Genomic DNA, 26,412 nt, shown 5'->3' with positions numbered 1-26,412 from the left:
ACGGACGATACTGTGGGCCGCGGCGGGTGTGGTAACCCTCGCATTCCTTGTCGCGCTGGAAATCACCGCTCACCATTACGGCCTTCGGGGGCCGCTCACCAACCAGGTACGGGAGCTGGTTTTCGCCCCCAAGTCGCCGGCACTGCTGTACACCAGCATGGCGTTGATGATGGTGGTGTTCACCTGGCGGCAACGGCTCATCGCGGCTTGTACCGCAATCGGAATCGACATCGCCTTCTTTCTGGTGCGGTGGGCGGCCGGCGCCCACGGGCTGGGGCTGATGCCCGGCAACGGTGCGTTGTGGGTGATTCTGGGCTGCGGGGTCATCGCCGTCACGCGCCGCACCGGCCGGGAACGTGTCCTGCTGCTGCAGGGCGTCGGGCTGGGCCTGCTGATGGTGACCGCGCGCAAGGTCGGTGACATCTGGCTGCTCATCACGGCGAAGGCCCGTCCGATGGTGCTCGACCAGTACGTGGCGACCGCCGATCACGCGCTGGGCAACCCGTCGTGGCTGGTGGGCCGGATCGTCCGGGCCACCGATCCGGTCGGCCCCTGGCTTCTCCACGCCGTCTACGCCCAGCTCGCGGTGGCCGCGGTCGTCGTCGCGCTGTACCAGCTGCGCAATGTGGCGGCCGAGCGCCGCTTCCCGGGCCACTATCTGGTGCGCACCTTTCTGGTGATCGGCGTCCTCGGGCCGGGCATCTACATGCTCTTCCCCGTGGTCGGGCCGATCTTCGCCTACGGCGCCGACGGCGGGCACTGGGCGGTGGCCAATGTGTGGCCGGACACGTCGTCGATCGCCGTGCCGCACCACATGCCGTTCGACGAGTTCACCCCGCGCAACTGCATGCCCAGCCTGCACACGGCATGGGCCACCGCGATCTTCATTCACACCCGCAAGGGCTCCCGGATTCTGCGATACGCGGGCACGTTCTGGCTGATCGCCACGCTCGGCGCGACGCTGGGCTTCGGCTATCACTACGGCACGGACATCATTGCCGGCGTGGTGTTCACGCTCACGATCGAGGCGGCACTGCTCTCGTTCGACCGTGGCTGGGACCGGCCGGGAATCCTGCTGGTCGCCTATGGCACAACGGTCTTCACCGCGTTCCTGGTGGCATATCGCTATCTGTCGACGGAGCTGGCCGACTATCCGTGGGTGTTCGGGCCGCTTCTCGTTCTGGCGATGCTCTCGGTGATCTACGGCTACATACGGAACAACCGCCGGTGGGCGCCGAAGGCCGTACCGGCGCCGCGATCGGAGCCGCAACCGGAACCGCAACCGCAGACCGAACTGGTCTGAATCACAACGCATCGGAAGCCACCACCCGCGAGGAAGCGGGCGGTGGCTTCCGGCCGTTGTGGGCCGTCGAGGAGGTGGCCTGTCGAAGAGGTGACCTGCGGTCTTGACCCCGCCGACGTGCGACATGTGTGATGCGATAGATGTTCATGACACAACTCCCCACTCCTGTGAGGCAACATGAGCCCGTCGCGAGCCGTCGTCATCGGTGCCGGAATCGGTGGTCTGGCGGCTGCCGCCGCGCTGGGGCGGCGCGGGTGGGAGGTCACCGTCCTCGAGCGGGCGCCGGCTCTGGAGCCCGTCGGGGCCGGGATCGGGATCGCGCCCAACGCGCTGCGGGCGCTGGACGTGCTCGGCCTCGGGGATGCCGTCCGTGCCATGTCGGCGATCCAGGGGGAGAGCGGACTGCGGCGGCCCGACGGGCGATGGATCTCCCGTACGTCGGGCGAGGCCGTGGCGAAACGGTTCGGCGGGTCGGTGGTCGTGGCTCACCGGGCGGATCTGGTCGAACTGCTCGTGAGTGCGCTGCCCGAAGACACGGTACGCACGGGTAGCGCCGTGACCGGTGTGGTGCCGGGCGGGGCGGGCGGCGAGCTCGCACGGGTGACCACCGCGGACGGGGAGTTGGAGGCCGAGCTGGTCGTCGCGGCGGACGGGATCCATTCGTCGACGCGCTCGGCGCTGTTCCCGCGCCACGGGGGTCCGCGGTATGCGGGGGTCACCAGCTGGCGGATGGTCGTCCCGGCGCCGGCCGCACCGTACCGGCCGCACGAGACGTGGGGGCGCGGGCTGTTGTGGGGCACCCTGCCCCTCTCCGACGGGCGGGTCTACTGCTACGCGACCGCGGTCGCCCGGCCCGGCGGCCGGGCAGCCGACGGGGAACGGGCCGAGCTGCTGCGGCTGTTCGGGGGCTGGCACGAACCGATCCCCACGCTCATCGAGGCCGCGGGGGACGGCGACATCCTGCACAACGACATCCACTCGCTGGCCGAGCCGCTGGCCGCGTTCCACCGGGGCCGTACCGCCCTGCTGGGCGACGCGGCGCATGCCATGACGCCGCACCTGGGCCAGGGCGGCTGCCAGGCCATCGAGGACGCGATCGTGCTGGCCCATCTCGCCGCGCCGGACGGGGACATCGGGGTGGCGCTCGCGGCGTACACCGCGGAGCGGCTGCCCCGCACCACGGCGGTGGTGCGGCGGGCGCAGCGGATCGCAGGGCTCACCACCTGGGCCTCGCGGCCGGCGGTGGCCCTGCGTACCGGGCTGTTCGCCACGGCGGGCCGCCTGGGCCCGCACGTCGCGCTGCGGGCGCTCGACGGGATCGCGGACTGGCGGCCGCCGGTGGATTGACGGTCCGTCAGCTGTCGGCGGGAACCGTCTTCGCGCGGTCGGCCCAGCGCTGTTCGACGTCGGCGAAGCGCCAGTACGCCAGGGCGGCGGCCCACACCACCACGAACAGGCCGACGATGACGAAGCCGACGTTGTCGAGGTCGAGTCCGGCGACCCAGCTGGTGACCGCGTCGTTCATGCCGAGCTTCTCGTGGAGCACGCCGACGAGTTCGATGGTGCCGATGAGGAAGGCGACGGCGATCGACAGGCCGGTGATGGTGAGGTTGTAGTAGACCTTGCGGACCGGGTTGGAGAACGCCCACTGGTAGGCGAAGTTCATGAACGTGCCGTCGAGGGTGTCGAACAGGCTCATGCCGGCGGCGAACAGCAGCGGCAGGCAGACGATCGCGTACCAGGGCAGTCCGGCGGCGGCACCGCTGCCCGCCATCACCATCAGGGTGACCTCGGTGGCGGTGTCGAAGCCGAGGCCGAAGAGGAAGCCGAGCGGGTACATCTGGCCGGGGCGGCTGATGGAGCGCGTGAAGCGGCCGAGGAGGCGGTTCATGAACCCGCGGGAGTCCAGCTGCTTCTCGAGCTCGGCCTCGTCGTAGCGGCCCTCACGCATGGAGCGGAAGATGCGCAGGATGCCCGAGAGGGCGACGAGGTTGAGGGCGGCGATGAGGTAGAGGAAGCCGCCGGAGACGGTGGTGCCGACCACGCCGAGGGTCTGGTGGGTGGCGGAGTCCTCGTTCATCAGGGTCCCGGCCAGGTGCGTACCGCCGGCGACGAGGGCGGCCATGACGACGACAACGCTGGAGTGGCCGAGCGCGAACCAGAAGCCGACCGAGACCGGGCGCTTGCCGTCGGCCATCAGCTTGCGGGTGGTGTTGTCGATGGCGGCTATGTGGTCGGCGTCGAAGGCGTGCCGCATGCCGAGGGTGTAGGCGGTGATGCCGAGGCCGACTCCGTAGACCTTGGAGCCCACCGTGTAGTGGTTGGGGGCGACGAGCAGGAAGAGCACGCCGAAGGCGACGACGTGCAAGGCGGCTATGACGGCCAGCAGGCCGGCGGTTCGTATGGTGTCCTCGCGGCGCCATCGGAAGGCGGCGGGCACGCCGGCGGGGGTATCGGTGGGCAGGGTCATCTGCGGATCACGCTCCAGCACCTCGTGGATCGATTCGTGAGATGCCGTGGCCGGTCTCCTGGCTTACGGGTCCGCATGCGCGACCGTCCCTGCCTTCCCAGCAGCCGGCTGCTGCCAGTGGCTCCGCGCACCGCGAAGGGCGTGCGGAACGGGACGGTGACTTCCCGATCACAGTGGCGAGGGCCGCTCCGGAGTCGGACCTCGAAGGTCCCCACCGGTCTTCCCGAACACCACGGCCGGGCCACTGTAGCGCCTCGCCGGGGACGGGGTGGCCGGAAAGTGGCGATTGTCATGGCCCGTTCGAGCGGAGGGCGGCCATCCGCCGCTCTCGAACGGTCCAGGTGATGGACGTGTCCGGCGCGCCGGTGCTACGAGTGCGAGTGCAACCGATGACGACGAGAGGTTGACCGCCGTGGCAATTCCAGACAACGAGCCGGAGAAGCCGGTCGGCTTCGTCCGCCGTATCGGCCTCTTCCAGGCCACCGCCATCAACATGACGCAGATGTGCGGGATCGGACCTTTCATCACCATCCCCACCATGGTCGCCGCCTTCGGCGGGCCGCACGCCGTCATCGGCTTCGCGGCCGGTGCGGTCCTCGCGCTCGCGGACGGCCTGATCTGGGCCGAGCTGGGTGCGTCGCTGCCCGGGGCGGGCGGCAGTTACGTCTATCTGCGGCAGGCGTTCCAGTACCGCACCGGCAAGTTGATGCCGTTCCTGTTCATCTGGACGGCGATGCTCTACATTCCGCTCGCGATGTCCACGGGCGTCATCGGCTTCGTGGCGTATCTCCAGTATCTCTGGCCGGATATGACGCAGACTCAGGGCGACCTCGTCGGCGTCGGGCTCATCGTGCTCGTGGTCGCGATGCTGTGGGGGCGGGTGGACAGACTCGCGCGGATCGCGGCCGGGATGTGGTGGGTGATGATCGCGTCGATCGGTCTCGTGATCGTCGCGGCCTTCAGCCACTTCAGCCCCGACCTCGCCTTCACCTACCCCGCACACTCCTTCGATCTGACGACCAATCACTTCTGGATCGGCTTCGCCCTGGGGCTCACCATCGGCATCTACGACTACGGGGGCTACAACACCACCGCCTACATGGGCGCCGAGATCAGGAACCCGGGGCGCGTCCTGCCGCGCTCCATCATCTACTCCATCCTCGGCATCATGGTTCTGTATCTGCTGCTGCAGATCGGCACCCTGGGGGTCATCGACTGGAACGAGATCGTCGACGAGAAGAGCCTCGCGCACACGTCCGTCGCCTCCGCCGTGCTCGAGAAGAGCTGGGGCAAGGGCCCCGCGGAAGCCGTCACGGGGCTGATCCTCGTCACGGGCTTCGCCTCGGTCTTCACCGGGCTCCTGGGCGGCTCCCGCATCCCCTACGACGCCGCGCGGGAAAAGGTCTTCTTCCGTGCGTTCGGCACCCTGCACTCCCGCCACCGCTTCCCCGTGGTGGCGATGCTGACCATGGCGGCCGTCGGCATCGTGGGCACCCTGATCGGGCGTCATACGGACCTGGCGACGCTCATCCAGCTGCTGACCACGGTCATGGTGCTGGTGCAGGCCTTCGGGCAGGTCGCGGCCGTGACCGTCCTGCGGCGCCGCCAGCCGGCGCTGCGGCGCCCGTACCGCATGTGGCTCTACCCGCTGCCCAGCCTGGTCGCGCTCGTCGGATGGGTCGTCATCTTCGGCTACGCGGACAAGGCTTCACCCGGCAGGCACCCCATCGAATGGTCGCTCGCATGGGTGGCCATGGGCTGCGCGGCGTTCCTGCTGTGGGCGCGCTACGAGAAGATCTGGCCTTTCGGGCCACGGGAGATCAGCGAGGAGTATCTGCACGTGACCGCGTCCGGCACGGACCCGGACGGCGATCCCGACCCCGGCCCCATGGAGCCCGCGCCGGTCTGAAACGGCGAACGGTGATAAAACGACAACCATGCCTTTGACCACAGCATCCGCCCCCCACTCCCCTGCCGCCAAGCCGCGCCGACTGCTCTGGCACCGGCTCATATTCGGGCTCTGGTACCGACCCGTCGAGGTGCTCGACGAGGCGCGGGACCGGAGCGTCTGGGGGGCGGCCGCGCTGCTGTCCCTGGTGTGCGGGGCGCTGGGGACCCTGGCCAAGGACTCCTTCTGGGCCCAGTGGGACGTGAGCCAGGCCCTCGCCCTGGAGGCGATGGCCATCGGGGCAGGCGTCATGACGCTCGCGAGCGCGCTGCTCGGCGCGGTCACCCACGCCATTGCCCGCCGGCTGGGCGGCAGCGGCCGGTTCGGGCCCACGGCCAGCCTGTTCGTCCTCGTCTTCTGGGCGAGCGATCTGCCGCGGCTGGTACTGGCCACCTGGCTGCCGGCCTCGTCCATGCCGGTGCGGGCCGCGGCCTGTGCCACGGCGGCCCTCGGCTGCGCGCTCGCCACGCTGCTGATACGGGGTCAGCACCATCTGCCCACCCACAAGGCGGTGGGCGCCGTGAGCATCCAGATGCTGGCGGCACTCGCTCTGCTCAAGTTCCCGCCCGGCAGTTGGTGAGACGACAGCGGCCCGCCCGGTGCGACGGGGGATGCACACCGGGCGGGCTCGAAGACAGTTCTACCTCATCAAGGATGGGTTATGCATCAAAAACCCGTTCAGCTTTTCGACGACCAGCGAACGGGCAGTGATTTCAAGCCACGTGCGCGGATCGACGGACGCCAGCCCAGTTCCGCGCGCGGCACGGCGAGTTCCAGCCCGTCGAAGCGCTCGAGCAGGGCGGCGAGGGCGATCTCGGACTCCATCCGTGCCAGCGGGGCCGCCAGGCAGTGGTGGATCCCATGGCCCAGCGCCAGATGGCCCGACCGGTCCCGTTCCAGGTCGATGCGGTCGGCATCCGGGAACTGGCGCGGATCGCGATTGGCCGAGGCCAGGGAGAGCAGCACCGTCTCCCCCGCCGGGACCGTCACTCCGCCGATCTCGACGTCCTCCCGCGGGAAGCGGCGAATGGCCAGCGGATACGGCCCGTCCCAACGGTTGATCTCGTCCAGGGCTGTCGCGAGACTGTCCGGATTCCTTCGCAACTGCCGCATCAGCTCGGGGCGGTCGAGCAGGGCCAGCACCGCGTTCCCGATGAGGTTCGCCGTGGCCTCGTAACCGGTGAGCAGCAGGAGGAAGGCGAGCGAGGTCAACTCGTCCTGCGACAGCGCGTCGTCATCGTCGTCACGGACCGCGACGAGATCGGAGAGCAGGTCGTCGCCTGGTTCGGCGCACTTGCTCGCGATCAGCTCGGCGAAGAACCGCATCATGGCGACGACGGCTTCCTTCAGCGCCTCCGGCCGCCCGGGGTCCGGGGTGAACATGGCGTCGGTCCACTGCCGGAAGTCGAGCCGGTAGCGTTGCGGGACGCCGAGCAGGTCGCAGATGACGCCGACCGACAACGGGCTCGCGTAGCCGGCGAGCAGGTCGGCGCGCCCGTCCGCCTCGACCGCGTCCAGCAGTTCGTCGGCGCTCTTGCGAATCGGCTCCCGGAGCTTGTCCACCCGGCCGGGCGTGAACGCCCTGACCACCAGCCGGCGCACCCGGGTGTGGTCCGGCGGATCCATGTTGAGCAGGTTGGCGTCCAGCGCGGGAGGCAGCGAGAAGCCGCTGTAATGGCCGGGCAGCGCATGGCGCTTGTCCAGCGAGAGCCTGGGGTCGTTCAGAGCACCGCGCACGTCCTGATAGCGCGTCACCAGCCAGGCGGGCCGGCCGTCGGGGCCGGTGATCCGGTGGACCCCGCCCTCGTCACGGAGCCGGGCGTACGTGGCGTGCGGATCGGCGACGAGCGGTGCGATGTCAATGGGTTCGGGTGGCATTCCTCGACCTTAGGGTGCGTCCGGGTACGGGCGGCGTCGGGGCGGTACTCGCGTACGGCCCCGACGCCGGCCCGTTTCTCAGGCGGCCGTGACCCCCGTCCACGGCCGCCCTCGGTGACGGTTCCTCAGAGCCGGTGTGCGGCGCTGAGGTCCCGAAGTTCGTCGAGCACGGTGTCGACCAGGTCGTGGTGGTAGACGTCCGCGACCTGTGCCAAGTGCTCGTGTTCCTCCCGCGGATCGGAGCTGACGGTCATGACCACGCTCTCGGCATGCGGGGAGGGCACATGGCCGGTGGCCTGGTTGGCCAGACCGCGGCGCAGAGCCGCGGCCTCGACCAGTGCGGCGACGGCGCGTTCGTCGAGTGCCGCCTCCGTCGCCCTGCGGCGGGCGACCTCGAGGACGGCGGGCTCGACATGGCGCCGTACGCCGCGCTGGATGTCGCGGATCTCCGCCATCTGCCGGTTGGCCCGCCACTCGAGGTCGGCCAGCGGCCAACGGCCCGTCCAGCGGGACCCGATGGTGACCTCGGGGACATGGGCGGTGACCTCCCGCCACAGCGGGTCCAGCCGGCGCAGCCGGCGCCAGGCCGCGGCGCGGGGCCCGGCGGCGGGCAGCGAGAAGCCGAGGAGGACCAGCACGGCGGCCACCGAAGCGCTCATCGGGGCCACGCCGTTGGAGAGCCAGTACACGTCGTGGCCGGCCCAGGTCAGGACGAAGCCCGCCAGTTTGCACACGCAGTACAGCAGGCCCAGCCAGCAGCCCGCGGCGAGCGTGCGCAGGCCCTTGGACAGCCACGACGGCCCGAGGGTGACGGCGTAGCGCGGGCACAGGACGCCGAGTCCGGCGAGGCTGGTGCCGAAGATGGCCAGGTACAGCGCCAGGAAGGCGACCACTCCGGGTGCGTTCGCGTAGGCGGTGCTGAAGTCCCTTGGATGCTCGACGCTGTCGGGGCGTCCGACGGCGAAGCAGACGATGGCCGCGGTCCAGGCGACCAGCACGGCGGCGACGGCGACGCGGGAGCGTACGGCCGCGCGGGCGTGGGCGGCCTCGTCGCTGCGGCTGGTCCAGCGCAGCAGCAGCACCGTGGCGCCGGAGGCGAACAGGACGACCGCCGAGTACAGGAAGACCATCGCGAGGTTGGCGACGCCGGTCAGCCGGTCGAAGGCGCGGTAGACGCTGGGTGCGGAGAAGAGGAAGACCACCGGGACGCCCGCGGTCATCAGGGCGGTCAGGCCGAGGTCGATGTTGCTGCGGTCGCGGAACCAGGCGGCGGCCTTGTAGCCGACGATGACCCAGGTGATCGCGCTGAGGGTCAGATAGAGGGCGTCAAACACCGGCGTCCTCCTGCCCGTCGGCCGCACTGTCAGCTGCACCGCCGGCCGCGCCGCGGCGCCGCATCTCGCCGCGTACGTGCTGCAGGGCGGGGCCCAGCGAGGCGGCGAGCTCGGCGGCCTGGCCCTCGGCGGGTTCCTGGCCCGGGGGCGGCGGTACGACGCGGGCCATGAGGAGGGTGCCGAGGATCTCGGTCTCGCGCTCGGTGAGGTCGTCGTAGCAGTGGTGGCGGGCCAGGCCCATCGTCAGGCCCAGGCGCCGCATGGCGGTGGCCACGTCGACCGACGGGGTCCACACCTTGAGCGCGTTCTCCGTCACGGTGGGGTCCTGGTCGTGGCCGAGGAGCAGGTGGCCGAGCTCGTGCAGCACGATGTGGACTTGGTGCCAGGGCGAGGTCCGCGTCTCGTGGACGATCCAGTAGGCGTCGTCGGTGGTGGCCGTCATCCCGGAGACGACGCCGTCCAGGCTCATCGGCACCAGGTGGATGGGGCGTCCCACCCGCTCGGCCACGACGGCGCACAGGCCCTGCAGATCGGTCGTCGCCGGCAGCGCGAGCTCGGAGATGAGTTGCTTGCACCGGCGGCGTATCCGCCCCACCCGCATGCCTGCACCGTCCTCGTTTTCGGTACGCCGCCAGTAGGTGAAGAGCCGGTCGTCGGCCATGACGGTCACGGGCGTTCCTCACCACCCGCGTCGGGAGCGTCGGCCGGGAGGTTCATCTGCTGCCGGAACTGGCCGATGATCGTGGTGAGGCTGTCCTGCACCTCGGGGGGCAGGCCCACCGAGCGCAGGGCGATGGCCCGCACCCGCTGGTCCCGCATCGCGACGAGGAACCTGACCTCCTCCTCGACCCGGGCCGCCTGGGAACCCGACAGGTCGCCCAGGAGATAGCCGACGGGCACGGCGAAGAACTTCGCCAGCGCGCGCAGCACCTCCGGACTGGGGTTGGCGCGCCTGCCGTTGCGCAGCATCGACAGGTACTGCTCGGTGAGCGTGACCCCGCCGTACTCCTCGGTCCCCCGGCTGATCTCCTCCGCCACATGGGCGTTGGTGTACGGGGCGCCGGGCGGGTGCATGTTCGCGAACAGGTAGTTGAGCCGCCCGGCGAGCGGACTGCCCGCCTCCCCGGCCGGCCGGTCCCTCCTGACCGCCATCTGCGCCCCCCGCCGTCGCGTCATGTCTCCCCCGGCAACATCACGGCCGGTTAAGCCCGATCCTGCCTCGGTGAGCATCCTGTCATGCGTGGCTGCCGGGCACCAGACCGCTCCGGGTTACGAGCAGATGACGGAACTTAACCCTGAGTTGTGTGCGGCGTCCTGGTGAATCCTGTCGCGTCCGGCTCTCACCACCGGCCCGGTGACCGTAGGACGATGGCACGCTCACCCCGTACGTGTTCCGGCGCACCAAGGGAGGAACCGCTCATGCGCAGACCCTTCGCCGTACGCGGCACCGTCGTCCTCATACTGAGCGTGCTCGCCATGAACCTCTCCGGACCCACGGCCTCGGCGGCCGGCGGGTCGCCTTCCGCGGCCCTCGCGGCCGACGCCTACTGGACGCCCGACCGCATGCTGGCCGCCGTTCCGTCCGCGGACGAGCGGCGCTCGGCCGAGCCCTCGCCGACCGGGTCCGTACCGCCGAGCCACCCCTTCGAGGGGCTGCCCCAAGTGGGCACGTTCTTCTGGACCGACGGGCACGGCCAGGGCCGCTTCTGCGGCGGCACCGTGGTGCGCAGCCCGTACCACGACCTGGTGGTCAGCGCGGCGCACTGCCTGCGGCGGCCGGACCCGAAGAAGCACCTGTCCTTCGTGCCGCAGTACCACGACGGCGTCAAGCCCCACGGCATCTTCCCGGTCGAGCTCATCTACATCGACCAGCGCTACTACGACCTGGGGACGGACGGCGGCGCCCAGTGGGACTACACGGTCGTCCGGCTCGGCCACCGCTCCGACGGGACCTCGGTGGAACGCGCCGTCGGCGGCTTCGACCTCGCCGTCCACACCGGGTACCGGCACAGCGGCGTACGGCTGATCGGCTACCCGGGCAGCAGCGACGCCAAGTACCCCAGGCCGCTGGACTGCACCTCCTCCACGCACCGGTACACCAGCACCGACCCGAAGGCGCCGGGCGACTTCCTGGAGATCGCGTGCGCGGGGTACATCGGCGGCACGTCGGGCGGCCCGTTCCTGGTGCGCGACCTCACCGGGTGGGCGCTGATCGGTGTCATCGGGGGCTATCACACGGGCGGCGACACCCCGGACATCTCCTACAGCTCGTACTTCACCGAGGATCTCTTCGACCTCTACCTGAGCGCCGTGCGCGGTGACCCGCCGGCGGAGTAGCCACAACGGCGAAGGCCCCCGCCGTATATGGCGGGGGCCTTCGGCCGCTCGCTACTGGCCGAACCAGCGGCGCGGGTGGCGGGTCAGGACGTACCCGCCGATGGCGGCGAGTGCGCCGAGCACCGCTCCGCCCACGGTCCACAGCCAACGGTCCGACCACCAGCTGCCGTTCCAGCCGTCCTTCGGCTCGGCGACGGCCCCCGCGTGCAGCGGGGCGCCCAGCGAGCCGCCCTCGGCGTGGTTGCCGCCGGTGTCCTCGGCACTCGCCTGGAGCTCGGCCCGCACCGGCAGGCCCTTGTCCTGGTCGGGGCCGTCGGCCACGGTGAGGCGGACGTAGTACGCGCCCGGCAGCGGGTCGTTGGCCCACCGCTCGGACCAGGGCCGCACCGTGCGCAGGGTGCAGGTCAGGGTCACCGAGGCATCCTGCTGCGACGCCTTCTTCAACGGCTCGCCGGAGGCACAGGCCTGACGGCGGCGCAGGCCGTCGAAGACGTCCAGCCGCCAGGTGGCGGCGCCGTGCCGCGCGGAGGCCTCCGGCAGGTTCACCGTGGCCGTCGCGGTGGCCCGCTGGCCGGCCCCGGCGGGGAACTGCCAGTAGAGGTAGTCACCGGCGGACGCGTCGGCGGTCGCCTTCTGGCCCTGCTTGACCGCGGTCGCGGTACGGAAGGTCGTACCGGCCTCGGTCGGGTTGCCGTCCTCGCCCTTGCCGCCGTCCGCCACCGCGGCGGCGGAGGAGGTGAGTATTGCGGACGCGGCCAGCAGCACCGTGGCCAACACACGCTTCGTACGCATCAGTTCTCCCTCCACACCGCGACGCGCCAGCGGGCCAGCCAGCCCCACAGCAGACCGGCGATCAGGCCGGTACCGCCCAGCACGAGGAGCAGGATCCAGCCGCGGCCCAGGCCGAAGGCCGCCATGTCCGACGGGTTGTCGGGGGCCTTGACGAGGTCGACGGCCAGCTCGACGGGCAGGCCGGGGTCGCGCTTGACGGAGTCGGGCGCGGAGAAGGAGTTGGAGACCTCGAGGCAGACGCTCCGGGCTTCTCCGGCGTCATCCTTCTTCGCCTTGCCGACGGGGTATCTCAGCCCCGACGACATCACGTCGGTGCGCCCGCTGCCGGCGTCCGAGCCGCGCACCAGTTCCTGGCCGTCCTCCCCCACGGCGCGCACCAGCACGCCGTAGTCCAGGTTGACCTGACGGTCCGCGCCGACGCTCGCCGCGGCGCGCAGTTCCTGGCCCGGCTTGACCTTGACGCGGTACCAGCGGTGCTCGCCGAACTTCTCGCGGTCGGTGAAGATGCCGCCGCCGATCTCGGGCGCGGACGCGCAGTCGTTCCCGCCCTGCGTGGGCTTGGGCTGCTCGACCGGTGTGTCCGCCCGGCGCACCAGCTGCTTGACGCGGCTGGAGAGCTCCTTCTTGTGCCGGATGGTGGTGTAGGTGCCACCGGTGGCCTCAGCGATGCAGCTGAGCTGTTCGCGGGTCTTGTCGTCCTGGACCAGGCTCAGCGTGTCGACCGTCAAGTGCGTGCCCTTGGCGGCCAGTTCACGGGCCACCTCGCACGGGTCGGGCTGGCCGCAGGTGTCCTCGCCATCAGTGATGAGCACCACGCGGCGGGTGCCGCCGTCCGTGCCCAGGTCCTCGTCGGCGCCGCGCAGCGCGTACCCGATGGGCGTCCATCCGGTGGGCTGCAGGGCGGCGACGGCGGTCTTGGCCTCGGTCCTGTCGACCTGGCCGACCGGGTACTCCGACTTGCTGTCCTTGCAGCCGATGGTCTTGTCGTCGCCGGGGTAGTGGGCGCCGAGGGTGCGGATACCGAGCCGCACGCCGTCCGGCACGGCGTCGATGACTTCGTCGAACGCCTGCTTGGCGGCCGCCATGCGCGATCCGCCGTCCACGTCGCGGGTGCGCATCGAGCCGCTGACGTCGAGCACGAGCTCGACCTTCGGGCTGTCCTTGGGGGGTCCGTCGGCGGCGCTCGCCGGTGCGATGCCCCCGGCGAACGCGGCGAGCAGGGCGCACACGCCCGCCGCGAGCCGTCTTGTGATGATCATTCGAGCGATCTTACTGAGCGGCAGCAGGCCGACTCAAAACGGGAGTTGCGGCGGGGCGCACGTACGTGCCGGGCGCCCCGCCGGCGCCCTTGAAGCCCTGCTTTAGAAGCCCTGCTTCATCTTGTCGATGTCGATCGTCTCGTCCGGCGACGGGGTCTTCGTCGGGACGGGCTTGTCGAAGTCGGAGAAGGCCACCGTGCCCTTGCCCTTCTTGACGAGGAGGACCGGGTACGGCTTGCCCGTCGCGGCCACGTTGATGGTCGTGCCCTTGCTGCTGGTGACCGGGATGACCTGCTGGCCGTTGACGGTGGTGGGCGCGCCCTTGGTCATTCCCGCGTCGCCCCCGGTGTCGGTGCTCATAGACGCCTGATGCACTGTCAGGTTGCACATCTGGGCGAAGTCCTTGAGCTTCGGGTTGCTGGTGCCGCCGGTCATGTAACGCCCCTTGAAGAGCTTGGCGCCCTCCTCGCCCGCACCCTGCTGCTTCCAGAACGCGTCGTCGGGCTTCATCCAGACCCGGTCGCCGACCTTGATCACCTCGATGTTGGCGCCGCTGTTGGACATCGTCCCGGCGCAGTTGCCCTGGCGGTCCATGGCCAGGTCGGCCTTGATCGCCTTGGTGCCCTCGGTCTGCTCCATCTTCATCCGCAGGGACTGGGCCGACATCAGCTCTTGCTTGGCCTTGTCGGATATCTCCTTCGCGGAGAGCTTGTCCAGACCGCTGTCGGCCGGCTTCTGCTCCTGCTGAGCGGAAGCCGACGGGCTCGCCTTGTCGCTCGCGGACGACTTGTCGCTCTTGCCGCCGCACGCCGAGAGCCCCACCACCGCTGCCGCCACGCAGGCGGCGGCCATCACGACGCTGTGCTTACGAGCCATGGTGCTCAATCCCCGTTCCCCTGTTACAGACTGTTGTTCCTTCCCGATCACCCTACGGGCTGCCACCGACAGCGGGACCGGCGGGCCCCACTGTCGGTGACGGGAAGGGCCGGGTCAGTCCTCGCCCTCCAGCTCACCCTCCGTGTCCAGGAACACCTGCCGCAGCGCCTCCAGCGTCTCGGCGTCGGGCTTGGCCCACATACCGCGGCTCTCGGCCTCCAGCAGCCGCTCCGCGATGCCGTGCAGCGCCCAGGGGTTGGCCTCCTGGAGGAAGGCGCGGTTCTCGGGGTCGAGGACGTAGGTCTGGGTGAGCTTGTCGTACATCCAGTCGGGCACGACGCCGGTGGTGGCGTCGTAGCCGAACAAGTAGTCCACGGTGGCGGCGAGTTCGAAGGCACCCTTGTAGCCGTGGCGGCGCATGGCCTCGATCCAGCGGGGGTTGACGACCCGGGCGCGGAAGACGCGGGAGGTCTCCTCGACGAGCGTGCGGGTGCGGACCGTCTCGGGCCGGGTGGAGTCGCCGATGTACGCGGCCGGGGCGGTGCCCTTGAGGGCCCGTACGGTCGCGACCATGCCGCCGTGGTACTGGAAGTAGTCGTCGGAGTCGGCGATGTCGTGCTCGCGGGTGTCGGTGTTCTTCGCCGCGACCGCGATGCGCTTGTACGCGCTCTCCATCTCGGCCCGCGCCGGGCGGCCCTCGAGGCCGCGGCCGTAGGCGTAGCCGCCCCACACCGTGTAGACCTCGGCGAGGTCCGCGTCCGTGCGCCAGTCGCGGCTGTCGATGAGCTGGAGCAGGCCGGCGCCGTACGTGCCCGGGCGGGAGCCGAAGATGCGGGTGGTGGCGCGGCGTTCGTCGCCGTGCTCGGCGAGGTCGGCCTGGGCGTGGGCGCGGACGAAGTTCGTGTCCGCGGGCTCGTCCAGGGAGGCGACGAGCCGGACGGCGTCGTCCAGCAGGCCGATCACATGCGGGAAGGCGTCCCGGAAGAAGCCGCTGATGCGCAGGGTGACGTCGATGCGGGGACGGCCCAACTCCTCGGGGGTGACGGGCTCGAGCCCCGTCACCCGCCGCGACGCCTCGTCCCACACCGGGCGGACGCCCAGCAGGGCCAGCGCCTCGGCGACGTCGTCGCCGGCGGTGCGCATGGCGCTCGTCCCCCACAGGGACAGGCCCACCGACTCGGGCCAGGTGCCCTCGTCGGTGCGGTAGCGCTCCAGCAGGGAGTCGGCCAGGGCCTGGCCGGTCTCCCAGGCGAGGCGGCTGGGCACGGCCTTGGGGTCGACCGAGTAGAAGTTGCGGCCGGTCGGCAGCACGTTGACCAGGCCGCGCAGCGGCGAGCCGGAGGGGCCGGCGGGTACGAAACCGCCGTCGAGGGCGTGCACGGCGTGGTCGAGCTCGTCGGTGGTGGCGGCCAGGCGGGGTACGACCTCGCGGGCCGCGAAGTCCAGGATGGCGGCGACCTGTTCGCCGTGCCCGGTGGGCACGGCGGCCGGATCCCAGCCCGCGTCCTCCATGGCCTGGACCAGGGCGCGGGCCTTCTCCTCCGCCTCGTCGGCGGTGGTGCGGGTGGCGGCGGACTCGTCGAGGCCGAGGGCCTCGCGCAGTCCGGGCAGGGCGGTGGTGCCGCCCCAGATCTGCCGGGCGCGCAGGATGGCCAGCACCAGGTTGACGCGCTCGGGACCGGTGGGAGCGCCGCCGAGGACGTGCAGACCGTCGCGGATCTGGGCGTCCTTGACCTCGCACAGCCAGCCGTCGACGTGCAGGAGGAAGTCGTCGAAGCCGTCGTCCTCCGGGCGGTCGTCCATGCCCAGGTCGTGGTCGAGCTTCGCCGCCTGGATCAGGGTCCAGATCTGGGCGCGGATCGCCGGGAGCTTGGACGGGTCCATGGACGAGATCTGGGCGTACTCGTCGAGGAGTTGCTCGAGGCGCGCGATGTCGCCGTAGGAGTCGGCGCGGGCCATCGGCGGCACGAGGTGGTCGACGAGCGTGGCGTGCGCACGGCGCTTGGCCTGGGTGCCCTCGCCGGGGTCGTTGACGAGGAAGGGGTAGACGAGCGGCAGGTCGCCGAGCGCCGCGTCGGGGCCGCAGGCGGCGGACAGGCCGGCGTTCTTGCCCGGCAGCCACTCGAGGTTGCCGTGCTTGCCGAGGTGGACCATCGCGTCGGCGCCGAAGCCGCCGTCCTCGCGGGAGGCCGCGATCCAGCGGTAGGCGGCCAGGTAGTGGTGCGAGGGCGGCAGGTCGGGGTCGTGGTAGATGGCGATGGGGTTCTCGCCGAAGCCGCGCGGCGGCTGGATGAGGATCAGCAGGTTCCCGCGGCGCAGGGCGGCGAGGACGATGTCGCCCTCGGGGTTGGCGCTGCGGTCGACGAACATCTCGCCGGGCGCCGGGCCCCAGTGCTCCTCGACGGACTCCCGCAGTTCGGAGGGGAGTTCGGCGTACCAGCGCCGGTAGTCGGCGGCCGGGATGCGGACGGGGTTGCGGGCGAGCTGCTCCTCGGTGAGCCACTCCTGGTCATGGCCGCCGGCCTCGATCAGGGCGCGGATCATCTCGTCGCCGTCGCCGGACGCGAGACCCGGGACCTCCTCGGTACCGAAGTCATAGCCTTCCGCGCGCAGCCGGCGCAGCAGCGCCACCGCGCTGGCGGGGGTGTCGAGGCCGACGGCGTTGCCGATGCGGGAGTGCTTGGTGGGGTACGCGGAGAGGACGAGCGCGATGCGCTTCTCGGCGGCGGGGATGTGGCGCAGCCGCGCGTGGCGGACGGCGATCCCGGCGACGCGGGCGGCGCGTTCGGCGTCGGCGACGTAGCAGGGCAGGCCGTCCGCGTCGACCTCCTTGAAGGAGAACGGCACCGTGATGATGCGCCCGTCGAACTCGGGCACGGCGACCTGGGTCGCGGCGTCGAGCGGGGAGAGCCCCTCGTCGTTCTCCTCCCACGCGCTGCGCGGGCCGGTGAGACACAGGGCCTGGAGGATGGGGACGTCGAGGGAGGCCAGGGCGCCGGCGTCCCAGGACTCGTCGTCGCCGCCGGCCGATGCCTCGGCGGGCTTGGTGCCGCCCGCGGCGAGGACGGTGGTGACGACGGCGTCGGCACCGCGCAGGGCCTCGATCAGCTCCGGCTCGGGGGCGCGCAGGGAGGCGACGTACAGCGGGAGCGCCCGGCCCCCGGCGTCCTCGACGGCGCCGCAGAGGGTTTCCACGAAGCCGGTGTTGCCGCTCATGTGGTGGGCGCGGTAGTAGAGCACGGCCACCGTCGGGCCGCTCGCCCCGGGCTTGGGGGCGCGCTCGAGCTCGCCCCATGAGGGGGCGGCGGCCGGGGGCGCGAAGCCGTGGCCGGTGAGCAGCACGGTGTCGGAGAGGAAGCGGGCGAGCTGCTCGAGGTTGGCGGGGCCGCCGTGGGCGAGGTAGGCGTGGGCCTCGGCGGCGATGCCGACGGGGACGGTGGAGGCCTCCATCAGCTGGGCGTCGGGGGCCTGTTCGCCGGTGAGGACGACGACCGGCCGCGGGCCGGCGAGCAGTTGCCCGAGCCCCTCCTCCCAGGCGCGGATGCCGCCGAGGAGTCGGACGACGACGAGCTCGGTGCCCTCCAGCAGGGCGGGCAGTTCGTCGAGTGGAAGCCGTGCGGGGTTGGCGAGCCGGTACGGGACCGGGCCTTCGGCCGCGCGGGCGCTGAGCAGGTCGGTGTCGGACGTCGACAGGAGAAGGATCACGCGGCGCTCCCGAGTGCGAGTGCTTCGAGGGTCGTCCGTGCGCGGGACCGGAACATGCGCATGCTGCGGCAGGCCTTCCTCGGGGTCCGCGCCCCGGGCAGTGGGAAGACGGCGGGAGTTCCTGACTCGCGCGGCATCGCTGCCGTGCTCACAGTGGCGGGACCGTGCCGGAGTCTCACCGGCTTCCTCCCCTGGCGCCGTCTTGGGCGATGAGCGCCATAGTAGCGATCCGCGGCGCGGGCCCGGGCGGGCCCGCCCCCGTGACCAGGGCGTCCGCCGGAGTGCCTCGGTATGCTCGCCGCCATGTCCGTCTCCCCCCAGCCCCCCGCGGACCGGGGCGAACCGACCGTCCGCGAGCGCGGTGACGCATGCCCCGGTGCGCTGCGGCTGCACGCCGCGGACGACGGCTCGCTGGCCCGAGTCCGGCTGCCCGCAGGCTTGTTGACGCCACGTCAGGCAATGGTGCTGGCGGACGCCGCCGACGAGCTGGGTGACGGTCGGCTCGACCTCACCTCGCGCGGCAATGTGCAGCTGCGCGGCCTCGCCGACGGCTGCGGCGCGGACCTCGGCGGGCGGCTGCGCGCCGCCGGGCTGCTGCCGTCGGACCGGCACGACCGCGTCCGGAACATCCTGGCTTCTCCGTTGTGCGGCCTGGACGGTCCGACTCCCGTGGACGCAGCGGATGTACAGGCGTGGGCACGCGCCCTTGACGCACTCCTGTCCACCGACGAAGCCGAACTGTCGGCTCTGTCCGGCCGTTTCCTCTTCGGCCTGGACGACGGCCGCGGCGACATCGCCGCCCTCGCCCCCGATGTGACATTGATCGCAGACACGGACGGCCGCGCCGTCCTCCGCCTCGGAGCGACGACCCTGCGGATCGCCGCCGAGCACGCGCCCCGCGCCGCCGCCCTGGCCGCGGGCGAGTTCCTCGCCGCGCTGCGCGAGCACGGCAGCAAGGCCTGGCGCGTACGGGAGCTGCCCGCCGAACAACGGCCGCGCACCGACCGGTTGACGGACCGGCTCGCGGCGGCAGGCATCCCCTCCTCACCGCTCCCCTCCACTGACCTACCTGTAGGCTCCCCACCCGAACCGGGCGTCGTCGCCCGCGCCCTGTACGTGGCCGCGCCGCTCGGCCGGCTGACCACCGCGCAGTGGCGGCACGTGATCCGCGCCGCGCACGGTGAACTCCGGGTGACCCCCTGGCGCGGCATCGTCCTGCCCGGCGCCGACCCGGCCCGCCTGGCGGACCTCGCGGCCGCCGGCCTCGTCACCTCCCCCGCCTCCCCGTGGCACGGCGCGGGCGCCTGTGCCGGACGGCCCGGCTGCGCCAAGTCCCGCGCGGACGTACGGGCGGACGCGACCGCCTGTCTCACCGCCATGCGCCCTGGTGGGACGGGCGTACTGCCGGTGTACTGGTCCGGGTGCGAGCGGCGCTGCGGCCACCCCGGTGGCGCGTGGGCCGACGTACTGGCGACCGGCGACGGCTACCAGGTCACCGCGCCGGACGGGACGGCGCGCACGGTGACGGCAACAGACCTGGCCGACGCGGTGGCGGCGGCCCGTACCACACGATGAACGAGGGCACAGTGTTCGACTACGACAAGGACGGCGCGTCCATCTACCGCCAGTCCTTCGCCACCATCCGCGCCGAGGCCGACCTCGGCGGACTGCCGCCGGACGTGAGCCGGGTGGCGGTCCGTATGATCCACGCCTGCGGGATGACCGACCTCGTACGGGACCTGGCCTACTCCCCGCAGGTGGTGGCCCGCGCCCGCGAGGCCCTGCTGGCGGGTGCGCCGATCCTGTGCGACGCGAACATGGTCGCCAGCGGTGTCACGCGCAAGCGGCTGCCCGCGGACAACGAGGTGCTGTGCACCCTCGCCGACCCGTCCGTGCCCGAACTGGCCCGGCGCATGGGCACGACCCGCAGCGCCGCCGCGCTGGAACTGTGGCGGGACCGGCTCGACGGCGCGGTCGTGGCCGTCGGCAACGCCCCCACCGCGCTCTTCAGGCTGCTCGAGATGGTGGCCGAGGGCGCACCGCGCCCGGCGGCGGTGCTCGGCATCCCGGTCGGGTTCATAGGCGCCGCCGAGTCCAAGGAGGCGCTGGCCGAGAGCCCGTTGGGGCTGGAGTACCTGGTGGTGCGGGGGCGGCGCGGCGGCAGTGCGATGGCCGCCGCGGCGATCAACGCGATAGCGAGCGAGGAAGAATGAGCGAGCAGCCTTCGACCACGGGACGGCTGTACGGCGTGGGGCTCGGCCCCGGCGACCCGTCCCTGATGACCGTACGGGCGGTCGAGGTCATCTCCTCCGCCGACGTCGTCGCGTACCACAGCGCCCGGCACGGCCGCAGCATCGCGCGCTCGATCGCCGAACGGCACCTGCGCGCCGACCACATCGAGGAGCGGCTGGTCTACCCCGTCACCACGGAGACCACCGACCACCCCGGCGGCTACCGGGGCGCGATGGAGGAGTTCTACGAGGAGGCCGCCGCCCGTCTCGCCGCGCACCTGGACGCGGGCCGTACGGTCGCGGTCCTCGCGGAGGGCGACCCGCTCTTCTACAGCTCGTACATGCACATGCACAAGCGGCTCGCGCCCCGCTACCCGACGGAGGTCATCCCCGGCGTCACCTCGGTGAGCGCCGCTGCGGCCCGCCTCGGCGAACCGCTCGTCGAGGGCGAGGAGGTGCTGACGATCCTGCCGGGCACGCTGCCCGAGGAGGAGCTGACGGCGCGCCTGGCCTCGACCGACTCGGCGGTGGTGATGAAGCTGGGCCGCACCTTCCCGGCGGTGCGGGGCGCGCTGGAGCGCTCGGGCCGGCTGGCGGAGGCGCGGTACGTCGAGCGCGCGACGATGCCCGGCGAGCGCACGGGCAAGCTCGCGGACGTGGACCCGGAATCGGTCCCGTACTTCTCGGTGGCGGTCCTCCCGAGCCGCGTGGACGGCCGTATCACCTCCGCCCGGGGCGAGGTCGTGGTCGTCGGCCTCGGCCCGGCGGGCCCGCTGTGGCTCACCCCCGAGGCACGCGGCGAACTGGCCGCGGCGCAGGACATCGTGGGTTACAGCACCTACGTGGACCGGGTGCCCGTACGCCCGGGCCAGCGGCGCCACGCCTCCGACAACAAGGTCGAGTCGGAACGCGCCGACTTCGCCCTCGACCTCGCCCGCCAGGGACGCCGGGTCGCCGTCGTCTCCTCCGGCGACCCGGGTGTCTTCGCCATGGCCACGGCCGTGCTGGAGGTCGCCTCCGACGACCCGTACCGCGAGATCCCGGTGCGCGTGGTCCCCGGCATGACCGCCGCCCACGCCGCGGCCTCCCGCGCCGGCGCCCCCCTGGGCCACGACTACGCGGTGGTCTCCCTCTCCGACCGCCTCAAGCCCTGGGAGGTCATCGCCTCCCGCCTCCGCGCCGCCGCCGAGGCCGACTTGGTCCTCGCCCTCTACAACCCCGGCTCCCGCAGCCGCATCTGGCAGGTCGGCAAGGCCCGCGACCTGCTGCTGGAACACCGCGCCCCGGACACCCCGGTGGTCCTGGGCCGCGATGTGGGCGGCCCGGAGGAGAGCGTACGCATCGTCCGTCTCGGCGAACTCGTGCCGGAGGAAGTCGACATGAGGACGATCCTCCTCGTGGGGTCGAGCCAGACGCGTGCGGTGTCACGCGCGACCGGGGAAATCGTCTGGACGCCGCGGCGGTATCCGGAGGAGTGAGCGAGCCTCGTTGCTCCGGCGGCGGCAACGGCCGCCGGAGCAACGGGCACGGCTATCTCACAGCGTGGACCAGTGGGTGACAGGCCAGGCGACGGCGACGGCCCTGCCAATCACATTGTCCACGGGCACGAACCCACCGCCCGGCTCGTTGACGTGGGCGCGCGAGTCCCGTGAGTCGTTGCGGTGGTCACCCATCACCCACAGGTGATCCTTGGGCACCTTGACCGTCCCGACCGGCATGTCGTCGCACGGGGTGGCACCCGAGTAGATGTACGGCTCGTCCAGAGCCTTTCCGTTGACCTTGACCGGTTCACCACTCCTGCACTCGATGGTGTCGCCGCCGACCCCGATCACCCGCTTGATCAGGTCCTTCTCGTCCGCCGAGGGCATCAGGCCGACGAAGGACAGCGTCTTCTGCACCCCGCGCTGCAGGGAGTTGGTGTGCTCTGCGGGCTGTCCGTCCGACCAGCCCCCGGGGTCCCGGAAGACCACGACGTCTCCACGGTCCGGCGTCCCGCCGAACCAGGGCGTGAACTTGTCGACCAGCACCCGGTCACCGACCTGCAGCGTGTTCTCCATCGAACCGGAGGGGATGGAGAACGGCTGCACGAGGAACGTCTTGATGCCGAGCGAGAGCACCAGGGACACACCGATCAGGATGGGTATCTCCCGCCACATCGACCGCTTCTTTTTCTCTCGCGTGACGCGCGCGGCCCTCCCCTCCGGCGTCGTCACGCTCTCCTCGGTCTCCCCAGCGGCCATCGTTCGTCCCTCTCCCCTCGGTCGGTCACGCCGGGGCCTTGATCAACGCCCGGCAGAGACTCAACGAACAGATGTTCCCGAGGGCCTGGAATGAGGTAACCTCACCAAGGTTTTCCCAAGTATTGACAAAGGTGGAGTTTTGCGAGCGATCCGCAGAGGCGTTCTGGCAACCGCGACGGCCGCGCTGGTGATGAGCGTGGCCGCGTGCGGAGGCGGCGACAAGGCCGACCCGGCCGCCGAGCTGAAGGCGGCCGCGGAGAAGGCCTCGAAGCAGAACTCCTACAAGGCCAAGGGAACCAACAAGGACCAGGACGGCCCGAAGTCGTTCGAGGCCGTCTATTCCGACAAGCCGAGGATCTCGGACCTCAAGGGCACCACCCCCAAGTCGGCCGCCAACCCCACCGGGGAGGTCCGCATGCTCCGGGTCGGTGACGACCTCTACATCAAGGGCGCCGCCGCCCTGCCCGGCAAGCCCTGGATGAAGGTGGCCAAGGTAGGCCAGTACGACACCCAGGAACGCGATTCCCTGAAGTCCGCAGGGCTCGACACCGCTGTCCTCGCCACGTCCAAGGACGTCAAGAAGGTCGGCGAGGAGACGGTGGGCGGACAGAAGGCCGTCCACTACCGGGGAACGGTCGACATCTCGGAACTCGCCTCCTACGACGGCGACGTGCTGAACAAGACGCAGCGCGACAGCTACGTCCGGCCGCTGAAAAGCACCGGCGTGAAGTCGGTCGAGCTGGACGTCTGGGTGGGCAAGGACGGACTCCCGGCGAAGACCACGGAATCCGCCAAGGGCTCCAAGGGCGAGAGCACCACGACCCTCGAGTACCTGGAGTACGGCCTCGAGGTGAAGGTGCAGGCGCCCCCGGCCGGTGAGGTCGCATCGGTGGCGGACATGATGAAGGGGCTCGGCAAGCAGTAAAGCGCTCTCCCTTGTGAACTGGGGAGATTCCGTCCGGCCGACGGGGCGCATGATACTGGAGGGCGGTGTGGGCAGCATGCTCCAGATGGCACGCTCCGACCTGCGCAACATCACGCGCCCCTAGCCGACGACACGCGGGACACCGTCACCGGCGTTACGGTGGGGACGAGGGTGTACACGACAGGCACCCAGTGACCCCCGTCCGTTGGAGGTCGTCACCATGGACATCCTGGTCCTCATCGGCCGCATCCTCTTCGCCCTGCTCTTCCTGATGTCCGCCCTCGGCCATCTGACCAAGACGAAGGCAATGGCGGGCTACGCGGCGGCCAAAGGGCTGCCCGCCCCGGCCCTGGCGGTCGCGGGCAGCGGACTGCTGATGCTGGCCGGCGGCCTGAGCCTGTTGCTCGGCGCCTGGGCCGACCTGGGCGCACTGCTCCTGGCGGTCTTCCTCATCCTGGCGCCCCTGACCATGCACCGCTTCTGGCAGGAGACGGAACCCATGGCCCGCCAGCAGGAGATGATCCACTTCCAGAAGGACATCGCACTCGCCGGCGCGTGCCTGATGCTGCTGGCCTTCTTCTCCTACGTCGGCCACGACCTGGGGCTGACACTCACCGGACCGCTCTTCGACATCGGGTGACGCCGCCGGAAGGGGAAGCACATGCCCAGCATGAGCGGCACCGCCACCGTGCACATCGACCGTCCGCCGGAAGCCGCCTACGCGGTCCTGGCCGACCCGGACAACTGGTCCCGCGTCAACGATGTCGCGCGCCGAACTCGGCCCGAGGCAGCACTGCCTGCAGACCATCGCCTTCGAGTTCGCCCCCTCGGGCCCCGGCACCGCCTACACGCGCACATTCGCGTCAGCTTCCCCGACGGACTCCTCGAAACGGCCCCGGCGGACCAGGCCGACGCGTTCCAGGACTACGTCGCGCGGCAGTACGCGATGGCGGTGAAGCTCAAGGAGTACGTCGAGGGGCAGGACTGATCCGTCATCCGTGCTCGAACCGCTGATGACGGGCGAAGGCCATGGCCCATGACTCGGCCCCTTCCCTGTCCCCGGCGCCGGCCGCCTCGGCACGCTCGCCCTTGATGCGCCCGCACTCGGCGCACGCCCGGCGAGCCGGAGATGCCGCCCGACCGACGGGGTGAATGTCCTGCGGAGCCGCGTTCCACTCGATACCCCCACCGGGCGGGCGGAGTTGATAGCGCGACCACCGGTTGTCAATGACCTCGCCGAGACGCTTCGCGGCGGCGTCCCAGACGAGCTCACCGATGATGCGCGACCGCAGCTCCGGGGCCTCAACTGTCAAGGCTTCGTCGCCCTGTTGGGGGGTATGGGCCATGGCGTCAGAACTCCAGTTTCCTTGTCACTCACGCGAGCGATGTTCACTGTTGGTGCCTCCAGCATCGCGCTCCGCACGTAGCGTCGGGAAGGTCTGCGGCCACGCCGAACGATCTGGGGTGAACGAACCATGCAGGACGAAGAGACCGAGCCACCGACCGGAGCCGCCTACTTCGGGACCGAGGTGCGGGCCTGGCGCACGGCCCGGGGCATGAGCCAGCGAGAGCTGGCGAAGGAGGCGAACTACGGGCAGCAGTACGTGGCGAAGGTGGAGGCGGGAGAGCGGCTGGCCAGCCGGGCATTCGCCGAGGCCTGCGACAGGGTCTTCGGTACGCCCGGCACGTTTGCGCGCTTGCGGAGGCGGGCCGCGGAACGGGATTACCCGAACTGGTTCGAGCCGTATGTGCGGATGGAGCAGCGCGCTACGACGATCCTGGACTACAGCCCCAACCTCATCATGGGTTTGCTGCAGACCGAAGGGTACGCACACGCCATCTTCCGCAAGGCTCATCCAAGGGACGACCTGGAAACGACCGCCGAAAGGGTCGCCCGAAGGCTCAGGCGCCGCGAGGTGATGGAGTGTCCAACACCGCCACTGCTGTGGGTCGTTCTGGACGAATCATGCCTTCGCCGAATGATCGGCAGCCCTGAGGTCATGCGTGAGCAGATGGAGCACCTGCTCAAGTCCGCGGATTCGCCGCACATCACCCTTCAGGTACTTCCCTTCACCTCCGGGGCCGCCGCATCGCACTTGGCCTTCGATGTGCTCAGGTTCGACGGTGACGAGCCGGACGCCCTCTATGCGGAGAACCCGTTCTCGGGCCAGGTGATCGACTCCCATGAGATCGTCGCGGACGCAATGGAGATCTACGATCGACTGCGCGCCGACGCACTCTCACCAGAGGCATCTTTGAACCTGATTCATCACGTGATGGAGGAATGGTCCCCATGAGCACGCCTGACATATCCAGTGCGGAATGGATCAAGTCCAGCCACAGCGGCGGCAACGAAGGGCAGTGCGTCGAGTTCGCCAGAAGCCTGGCCCATACGGGCCTCGTCCCGGTCCGCGATAGCAAACGCCCCCACCGGACCGCTCTGCTCCTCCCCGCCCCCGCCTGGACGGGCTTCCTCTCCGCACTCCGCGAGGAATCACTCCGACCCTGACAGCCACAGCAGTTCACCATCCAGTGAATCAGCCCGCACATGCCTCGTAGTTGCCGTCCGACCAGCCCATCGCCCCGCTGGGTCGAGCGCGACGGAGATGCCTTCAAGCACCGACGGGCGCCGCAACGCCTCGCGCAACGACAAGCCCAGCGACCGCCCGTCAGCTTGGGCACCCTCAGGCGTCTACGCCGAATAGCGCAGACACAGGTCATCGAATTGACTGGTTAGGCGGTCGACTCCGCCGAGGTTCGCCCGGTGCTGCCGCACCAACAGGCACGGGCGAAGCAACTGGTGAGCTGCTTCAGCTCGTTGCGCCATAGATCACTTCTCCTTGTTTTGACTTCAGCTGATGATCGCCAATGCTTGCTGCCCGAGATTTCGATTGCTCGGCACGAGGGACCAATGGTGTGTACCTTGCGTTCGATCTGGACGGGAGACATGGGGCTCACGAGTGACCTAAGAGGATGTCTCACGTGGCGCTGTGGTGACGTGCGGCATCATGGTCGCTTGTGAGTGTTGATCTTTCGCGGCGGCTGGTTCCTGACGGGTTGTGGGAACTGGCCGCTCCGTTGCTGCCATCGTTCAGGTCCCGTCCGCAGGGCGGT

At 70.7% G+C, this 26,412-nt stretch carries 24 protein-coding genes and 2 riboswitches; of the genes, 13 read left to right on the top strand and 11 right to left on the bottom strand.

The genetic code is table 11. From position 1 onward, the window contains the following. The first annotated feature begins 7 nt into the window (after positions 1 to 7). Complete coding sequence (locus tag ACV530_RS09195; protein WP_494332025.1) at positions 8 to 1,303, top strand: DUF5933 domain-containing protein; 1,296 nt, start codon at positions 8 to 10, stop codon at positions 1,301 to 1,303. Between the two features lie 177 nt (positions 1,304 to 1,480). Further along, positions 1,481 to 2,650: an FAD-dependent monooxygenase gene (locus ACV530_RS09190; RefSeq protein ID WP_494331813.1), complete on the top strand. Its 1,170-nt coding sequence runs from the start codon at positions 1,481 to 1,483 to the stop codon at positions 2,648 to 2,650. A 7-nt stretch (positions 2,651 to 2,657) separates the two neighbouring features. Here ACV530_RS09190 and nicT read toward each other — a convergent pair whose 3' ends face one another. Next, complete coding sequence (gene nicT, locus ACV530_RS09185; RefSeq protein ID WP_494332024.1) at positions 2,658 to 3,773, bottom strand: Nickel transporter NicT; 1,116 nt, start codon at positions 3,771 to 3,773, stop codon at positions 2,658 to 2,660. Positions 3,774 to 3,804: 31 nt separating this feature from the next. Next, a riboswitch (cobalamin riboswitch) is annotated at positions 3,805 to 4,023 on the bottom strand. 168 nt (positions 4,024 to 4,191) lie between these two features. Here nicT and ACV530_RS09180 point away from each other — a divergent pair. After that, complete coding sequence (locus tag ACV530_RS09180; protein ID WP_494332023.1) at positions 4,192 to 5,682, top strand: APC family permease; 1,491 nt, start codon at positions 4,192 to 4,194, stop codon at positions 5,680 to 5,682. Between the two features lie 28 nt (positions 5,683 to 5,710). Further along, positions 5,711 to 6,301, top strand: a complete 591-nt coding sequence (locus tag ACV530_RS09175) for a YIP1 family protein (RefSeq protein WP_494331812.1) — start codon at positions 5,711 to 5,713, stop codon at positions 6,299 to 6,301. Positions 6,302 to 6,399: 98 nt separating this feature from the next. Here ACV530_RS09175 and ACV530_RS09170 read toward each other — a convergent pair whose 3' ends face one another. The 4 genes from ACV530_RS09170 to ACV530_RS09155 form a co-directional block, all read right to left on the bottom strand. Further along, positions 6,400 to 7,599 carry a cytochrome P450 family protein gene (locus ACV530_RS09170; protein WP_494331811.1) on the bottom strand — a complete coding sequence of 400 codons (1,200 nt, stop codon included), beginning with the start codon at positions 7,597 to 7,599 and terminating at the stop codon, positions 6,400 to 6,402. Positions 7,600 to 7,724: 125 nt separating this feature from the next. Continuing rightward, on the bottom strand, positions 7,725 to 8,933 hold the full coding sequence (locus ACV530_RS09165) for an MAB_1171c family putative transporter (protein ID WP_494331810.1): 1,209 nt from the start codon (positions 8,931 to 8,933) through the stop codon (positions 7,725 to 7,727). After that, a complete protein-coding gene (locus ACV530_RS09160; protein WP_494332022.1) occupies positions 8,926 to 9,594 on the bottom strand; it encodes a hypothetical protein in 669 nt (222 codons plus the stop codon). The genes ACV530_RS09165 and ACV530_RS09160 overlap by 8 nt, the downstream gene beginning before the upstream one ends. Positions 9,595 to 9,599: 5 nt before the next feature. Further along, entirely contained in the window at positions 9,600 to 10,109 is a 510-nt protein-coding gene (locus ACV530_RS09155; RefSeq protein ID WP_494331809.1) for a helix-turn-helix domain-containing protein, read from the bottom strand. A 243-nt stretch (positions 10,110 to 10,352) separates the two neighbouring features. Here ACV530_RS09155 and ACV530_RS09150 point away from each other — a divergent pair, with 243 nt between their 5' ends. Further along, positions 10,353 to 11,270 carry a trypsin-like serine peptidase gene (locus tag ACV530_RS09150; protein ID WP_494331808.1) on the top strand — a complete coding sequence of 306 codons (918 nt, stop codon included), beginning with the start codon at positions 10,353 to 10,355 and terminating at the stop codon, positions 11,268 to 11,270. Positions 11,271 to 11,321: 51 nt separating this feature from the next. On the opposite strand, the gene ACV530_RS09145 is transcribed toward ACV530_RS09150, so the two are convergent. The 4 genes from ACV530_RS09145 to cobN all read right to left on the bottom strand — a co-directional run bounded on the left by ACV530_RS09145 (position 11,322) and on the right by cobN (position 17,902). Next, positions 11,322 to 12,062 (bottom strand): hypothetical protein, encoded by a 741-nt coding sequence (locus ACV530_RS09145; RefSeq protein ID WP_494331807.1) that lies wholly within the window; start codon positions 12,060 to 12,062, stop codon positions 11,322 to 11,324. Further along, on the bottom strand, positions 12,062 to 13,321 hold the full coding sequence (locus ACV530_RS09140) for a VWA domain-containing protein (RefSeq protein ID WP_494331806.1): 1,260 nt from the start codon (positions 13,319 to 13,321) through the stop codon (positions 12,062 to 12,064). Before ACV530_RS09140 ends, ACV530_RS09145 begins: the two co-directional genes overlap by 1 nt. 102 nt (positions 13,322 to 13,423) lie before the next feature. Next, positions 13,424 to 14,197 (bottom strand): hypothetical protein, encoded by a 774-nt coding sequence (locus ACV530_RS09135; RefSeq protein WP_494331805.1) that lies wholly within the window; start codon positions 14,195 to 14,197, stop codon positions 13,424 to 13,426. 114 nt (positions 14,198 to 14,311) lie between these two features. Next, positions 14,312 to 17,902: a cobaltochelatase subunit CobN gene (cobN, locus tag ACV530_RS09130; RefSeq protein ID WP_494331804.1), complete on the bottom strand. Its 3,591-nt coding sequence runs from the start codon at positions 17,900 to 17,902 to the stop codon at positions 14,312 to 14,314. 93 nt (positions 17,903 to 17,995) lie between these two features. Next, positions 17,996 to 18,135, bottom strand: a riboswitch (cobalamin riboswitch). Between the two features lie 58 nt (positions 18,136 to 18,193). Here cobN and ACV530_RS09125 point away from each other — a divergent pair. The 3 genes from ACV530_RS09125 to ACV530_RS09115 are packed head-to-tail and all read left to right on the top strand — an operon-like array spanning position 18,194 to position 21,611. Beyond that, positions 18,194 to 19,477 carry a ferredoxin-like domain-containing protein gene (locus ACV530_RS09125; protein ID WP_494331803.1) on the top strand — a complete coding sequence of 428 codons (1,284 nt, stop codon included), beginning with the start codon at positions 18,194 to 18,196 and terminating at the stop codon, positions 19,475 to 19,477. After that, positions 19,474 to 20,115 carry a precorrin-8X methylmutase gene (locus ACV530_RS09120; RefSeq protein WP_494331802.1) on the top strand — a complete coding sequence of 214 codons (642 nt, stop codon included), beginning with the start codon at positions 19,474 to 19,476 and terminating at the stop codon, positions 20,113 to 20,115. Before ACV530_RS09125 ends, ACV530_RS09120 begins: the two co-directional genes overlap by 4 nt. Next, positions 20,112 to 21,611, top strand: a complete 1,500-nt coding sequence (locus ACV530_RS09115; RefSeq protein ID WP_494331801.1) for a precorrin-2 C(20)-methyltransferase — start codon at positions 20,112 to 20,114, stop codon at positions 21,609 to 21,611. Before ACV530_RS09120 ends, ACV530_RS09115 begins: the two co-directional genes overlap by 4 nt. 57 nt (positions 21,612 to 21,668) lie before the next feature. Here the strand turns inward: ACV530_RS09115 and lepB are convergent, their stop codons facing one another. Beyond that, positions 21,669 to 22,373 carry a signal peptidase I gene (gene lepB, locus ACV530_RS09110; RefSeq protein ID WP_494331800.1) on the bottom strand — a complete coding sequence of 235 codons (705 nt, stop codon included), beginning with the start codon at positions 22,371 to 22,373 and terminating at the stop codon, positions 21,669 to 21,671. Positions 22,374 to 22,512: 139 nt separating this feature from the next. Between lepB and ACV530_RS09105 the strand changes: the two genes are divergently transcribed. From ACV530_RS09105 to ACV530_RS09095, 3 genes are all read left to right on the top strand, one after another. Beyond that, complete coding sequence (locus ACV530_RS09105) at positions 22,513 to 23,298, top strand: SCO4651 family lipoprotein (RefSeq protein ID WP_494331799.1); 786 nt, start codon at positions 22,513 to 22,515, stop codon at positions 23,296 to 23,298. Positions 23,299 to 23,518: 220 nt separating this feature from the next. Then, entirely contained in the window at positions 23,519 to 23,938 is a 420-nt protein-coding gene (locus tag ACV530_RS09100) for a DoxX family protein (protein ID WP_494331798.1), read from the top strand. 21 nt (positions 23,939 to 23,959) lie between these two features. Further along, positions 23,960 to 24,286, top strand: a complete 327-nt coding sequence (locus ACV530_RS09095; RefSeq protein ID WP_494331797.1) for an SRPBCC family protein — start codon at positions 23,960 to 23,962, stop codon at positions 24,284 to 24,286. Between the two features lie 4 nt (positions 24,287 to 24,290). Here the strand turns inward: ACV530_RS09095 and ACV530_RS09090 are convergent, their stop codons facing one another. Next, positions 24,291 to 24,644 (bottom strand): hypothetical protein, encoded by a 354-nt coding sequence (locus ACV530_RS09090; RefSeq protein WP_494331796.1) that lies wholly within the window; start codon positions 24,642 to 24,644, stop codon positions 24,291 to 24,293. A 129-nt stretch (positions 24,645 to 24,773) separates the two neighbouring features. On the opposite strand from ACV530_RS09090, the gene ACV530_RS09085 reads away from it, so the two are divergent. Beyond that, positions 24,774 to 25,595 (top strand): helix-turn-helix domain-containing protein, encoded by an 822-nt coding sequence (locus ACV530_RS09085; RefSeq protein WP_494331795.1) that lies wholly within the window; start codon positions 24,774 to 24,776, stop codon positions 25,593 to 25,595. Continuing rightward, complete coding sequence (locus ACV530_RS09080; RefSeq protein WP_494331794.1) at positions 25,592 to 25,807, top strand: DUF397 domain-containing protein; 216 nt, start codon at positions 25,592 to 25,594, stop codon at positions 25,805 to 25,807. Before ACV530_RS09085 ends, ACV530_RS09080 begins: the two co-directional genes overlap by 4 nt. Positions 25,808 to 26,412: the final 605 nt, after the last annotated feature.

It is taken from the genome of Streptomyces sp. SX-6 (genome assembly GCF_059089585.1).
The sequence above is the reverse complement of the archived record's forward strand: the minus strand, read 5'-3'. Positions and strand labels throughout refer to the sequence as shown.

Coding starts and splice junctions, on each gene's coding strand:
- ACV530_RS09190 (WP_494331813.1), top strand. CDS start 1,481: ATGAGCCCGTCGCGAGCCGTCGTCATCGGTGCCGGAATCGGTGGTCTG.
- nicT (WP_494332024.1), bottom strand. CDS start 3,773: ATGACCCTGCCCACCGATACCCCCGCCGGCGTGCCCGCCGCCTTCCGA.
- ACV530_RS09175 (WP_494331812.1), top strand. CDS start 5,711: ATGCCTTTGACCACAGCATCCGCCCCCCACTCCCCTGCCGCCAAGCCG.
- ACV530_RS09170 (WP_494331811.1), bottom strand. CDS start 7,599: ATGCCACCCGAACCCATTGACATCGCACCGCTCGTCGCCGATCCGCAC.
- ACV530_RS09160 (WP_494332022.1), bottom strand. CDS start 9,594: ATGGCCGACGACCGGCTCTTCACCTACTGGCGGCGTACCGAAAACGAG.
- ACV530_RS09155 (WP_494331809.1), bottom strand. CDS start 10,109: ATGACGCGACGGCGGGGGGCGCAGATGGCGGTCAGGAGGGACCGGCCG.
- ACV530_RS09150 (WP_494331808.1), top strand. CDS start 10,353: ATGCGCAGACCCTTCGCCGTACGCGGCACCGTCGTCCTCATACTGAGC.
- ACV530_RS09145 (WP_494331807.1), bottom strand. CDS start 12,062: ATGCGTACGAAGCGTGTGTTGGCCACGGTGCTGCTGGCCGCGTCCGCA.
- ACV530_RS09140 (WP_494331806.1), bottom strand. CDS start 13,321: ATGATCATCACAAGACGGCTCGCGGCGGGCGTGTGCGCCCTGCTCGCC.
- ACV530_RS09135 (WP_494331805.1), bottom strand. CDS start 14,197: ATGGCTCGTAAGCACAGCGTCGTGATGGCCGCCGCCTGCGTGGCGGCA.
- ACV530_RS09125 (WP_494331803.1), top strand. CDS start 18,194: ATGCTCGCCGCCATGTCCGTCTCCCCCCAGCCCCCCGCGGACCGGGGC.
- ACV530_RS09120 (WP_494331802.1), top strand. CDS start 19,474: ATGAACGAGGGCACAGTGTTCGACTACGACAAGGACGGCGCGTCCATC.
- ACV530_RS09115 (WP_494331801.1), top strand. CDS start 20,112: ATGAGCGAGCAGCCTTCGACCACGGGACGGCTGTACGGCGTGGGGCTC.
- lepB (WP_494331800.1), bottom strand. CDS start 22,373: ATGGCCGCTGGGGAGACCGAGGAGAGCGTGACGACGCCGGAGGGGAGG.
- ACV530_RS09100 (WP_494331798.1), top strand. CDS start 23,519: ATGGACATCCTGGTCCTCATCGGCCGCATCCTCTTCGCCCTGCTCTTC.
- ACV530_RS09095 (WP_494331797.1), top strand. CDS start 23,960: ATGCCCAGCATGAGCGGCACCGCCACCGTGCACATCGACCGTCCGCCG.
- ACV530_RS09090 (WP_494331796.1), bottom strand. CDS start 24,644: ATGGCCCATACCCCCCAACAGGGCGACGAAGCCTTGACAGTTGAGGCC.
- ACV530_RS09085 (WP_494331795.1), top strand. CDS start 24,774: ATGCAGGACGAAGAGACCGAGCCACCGACCGGAGCCGCCTACTTCGGG.
- ACV530_RS09080 (WP_494331794.1), top strand. CDS start 25,592: ATGAGCACGCCTGACATATCCAGTGCGGAATGGATCAAGTCCAGCCAC.